Source organism: Streptomyces niphimycinicus (genome assembly GCF_018883605.1).
Taxonomy (GTDB): Bacteria; Actinomycetota; Actinomycetes; order Streptomycetales; family Streptomycetaceae; genus Streptomyces; species Streptomyces niphimycinicus.
In genome coordinates, this window is the sequence record NZ_JAHLEM010000452.1 from 1 (window position 1) to 2,269 (window position 2,269).

The 2,269-nt window shown below is 73.5% G+C and carries 2 protein-coding genes and 1 pseudogene; all 3 read right to left on the reverse strand.

All coding sequences use genetic code 11. The annotated features are described in order from the left end of the window. Positions 1-230: 230 nt before the first annotated feature. Positions 231-974, reverse strand: coding sequence for an ABC transporter permease (locus KN815_RS32300; RefSeq protein ID WP_216345407.1), 744 nt, complete (start codon positions 972-974; stop codon positions 231-233). 59 nt (positions 975-1,033) lie between these two features. Further along, positions 1,034-1,984, reverse strand: a complete 951-nt coding sequence (locus tag KN815_RS32305; RefSeq protein WP_253209370.1) for an ABC transporter permease — start codon at positions 1,982-1,984, stop codon at positions 1,034-1,036. A 75-nt stretch (positions 1,985-2,059) separates the two neighbouring features. Beyond that, a pseudogene (locus tag KN815_RS32310) lies at positions 2,060-2,269 on the reverse strand (ABC transporter ATP-binding protein); the annotation flags it as partial.

Genomic DNA, 2,269 nt, shown 5'->3' on the forward strand with positions numbered 1-2,269 from the left:
GGGGCGGGTAGGGGAACAGCCCCCCGAACCCGGAGTCCGAGGCGGAGCCCCACCACGCGGCGGAGCCGCAAATCGATACCGCGGGAAGGGGCGGGTAGGGGAACAGCCCCCCGAACCCGGAGTCCGAGGCGGAGCCCCACCACGCGGCGGAGCCGCAAATCGATACCGCGGGAAGGGGCGGGGAGGGGAAACAGCCCGCCGCAGGCGTCATGTCCCGCCGGACAGCTCCCCTAGCGCGCTCCCGGCCTCGCCACCGACGGCAACGCAGGCTCCGGATCCCGGGGACCGAACAGCCCCGTCAGCGCCAAGTGGATCACCATCGCCGCCACCGACCACGCCAGCAGCGCACCCTTCGCGCCCAGCTTCAGCGGTCCGTCGAAGGTGACGCCCTTACCGGCCTCCTTGGCGTGGGCCACGACGTCCGAGGTGGGGCCCAGCCAGAGGCCCAGCCGCCAGGCGATCACCGAGGCGAGGACCCCGCCGATCGCCAGGCCGATGACCAGCGCGATACCGCCGTGGCGGAAGAGCAGAAAGACGATGAGGGCCGAGACGGCCCCGAAGGCGAGCCCGAGCAGCGTGAACACACCGTCCGCGCCGATCGCGTCCTCCCCTTCCGAGTTCTTCAGATAGACGGCGGTGCCGTCCGAGACCAGGGGAACCTTCGGCGCCAGCCACAGCCACAGCAGTCCCAGAAGCACCCCGGAGACCGCCACCGCGATCGCGACCAGCGACGCCTGCACCAGTTCGGCGCGCAACTCGGGCCCCGGCTCGGAGTACTCGGAGTGCTCGGAGTACTCCGAGCCCCCCGGATGCCCGGAAGGGTGCTCGGACGAGCCCTCGGAAGGGTGCTCGGGGTACCCCGAGGGATTCGGCACTGAGGAGTCCCCGGCAGACTGCCCGTGGGCCGGGGGGCGGCCCTCGGCGGGGTCCTCGTGCGGCGGAGGCGGATCATGTGGCGTCAACGGTGCGGTCACCCCGTCATCGTGCCAGGCGGACGGCGTAGTTCGGTCGGCGGGACGTTCGCTGCGGCGCGTCACCGCACGGCCGCCCGCCGATAGGCCCAGGTCGCGGCGGCGAGGGACACCACGGCCACCCCGGCGCACACCCCGAGGTCGGCACAGACCACCCACCAGTCGGGCTGCCCGTCGAAGGCCCGGGCCAGGGCCTCCACACCGTACGTCGACGGCAGCAGATCGCGTGCGTACGACACCACCTGCGGCATCCGGTCCGCGGGCAGCACCCCCAGCAGCAGCGCGGCGGACATCCCCAACTGCCCGCACAGCGTGGCGAGTTCCTGACGCGGGGCGAGCAGCCCCAGCACGGCGCCGAGTCCGGCGAGGGCGGCGCCGGAGAGCGGGATCACGGCGAGGAGGATCCACAGATGCGTCATGGGCAGTTGGAAGAGCACACTGCCCATGACCGCGGTGACGATGGTCCCGGGCACGGTGAAGGAGGCGTACGCGGCGGCCGCCCCGAGCACCACGGCCGAGGGCGGCACCGGCAGGGTCGCGTAGTGGTCGAGCCCGCCGCTGGCCCGGAGCTGACCGAAGTACTGGGCGAGCAGATTGAGCGCCACGAAGGCGACGACCAGCACGCTCGACCCGGCCACCACCGCCCGGGCCTCGCTCCCGCCGTCCACCACCCCGCGCATCAGGATCATGATCCCGATGGACTGGAAGGTGGCCACGAAGAGCAGCGGTATCCGGGCCACCCGGGCCCGTGAGAGCTGGGCGCGGTAGACCGCGGCGAGCGCGGGGAGGAGCCGCGCCCGCGCCGCCAGCGGCGCGGGGATGTCCCCGGCCTCACCGGACGCACCCGACGCACCGGACGAGGCCCCGGACGCCCCCGACGTACCGGAGGCACCGGACGAGGCACCGGGCGCACTGGGCAGCCCAGCGGAAGCACCGGACACACCAGGCGCACCAGGCACAGCAGTGGCCCCGGACACACCGGATACACCGGACACGGCGGGCATGACACTCACGTTGCGCGGCTCCTCTTCGCCTCTACGGCCTTTACGGTCACGGTCGCCGACGTGTTCACCGGCTCGCCCCGGCGGTCACGCCTTCACCAGCCCCTCCGCGCCCTCCGCACGGCCGCCCAGAGCGATGTACACATCCTCCAGGCTCGGCGTGGCAAGGGTGAAATCGTCCAGCGCGGCGAAGGCGGGGCCACCGGTCACGGTGGCGATGGCGGCGCGCGCCTCGTCCGGCGGGAGCCGGAGCGTCCAGCGCCGCCCGGAGACGCCGCCGGCGGCCCGGGCCGCCTC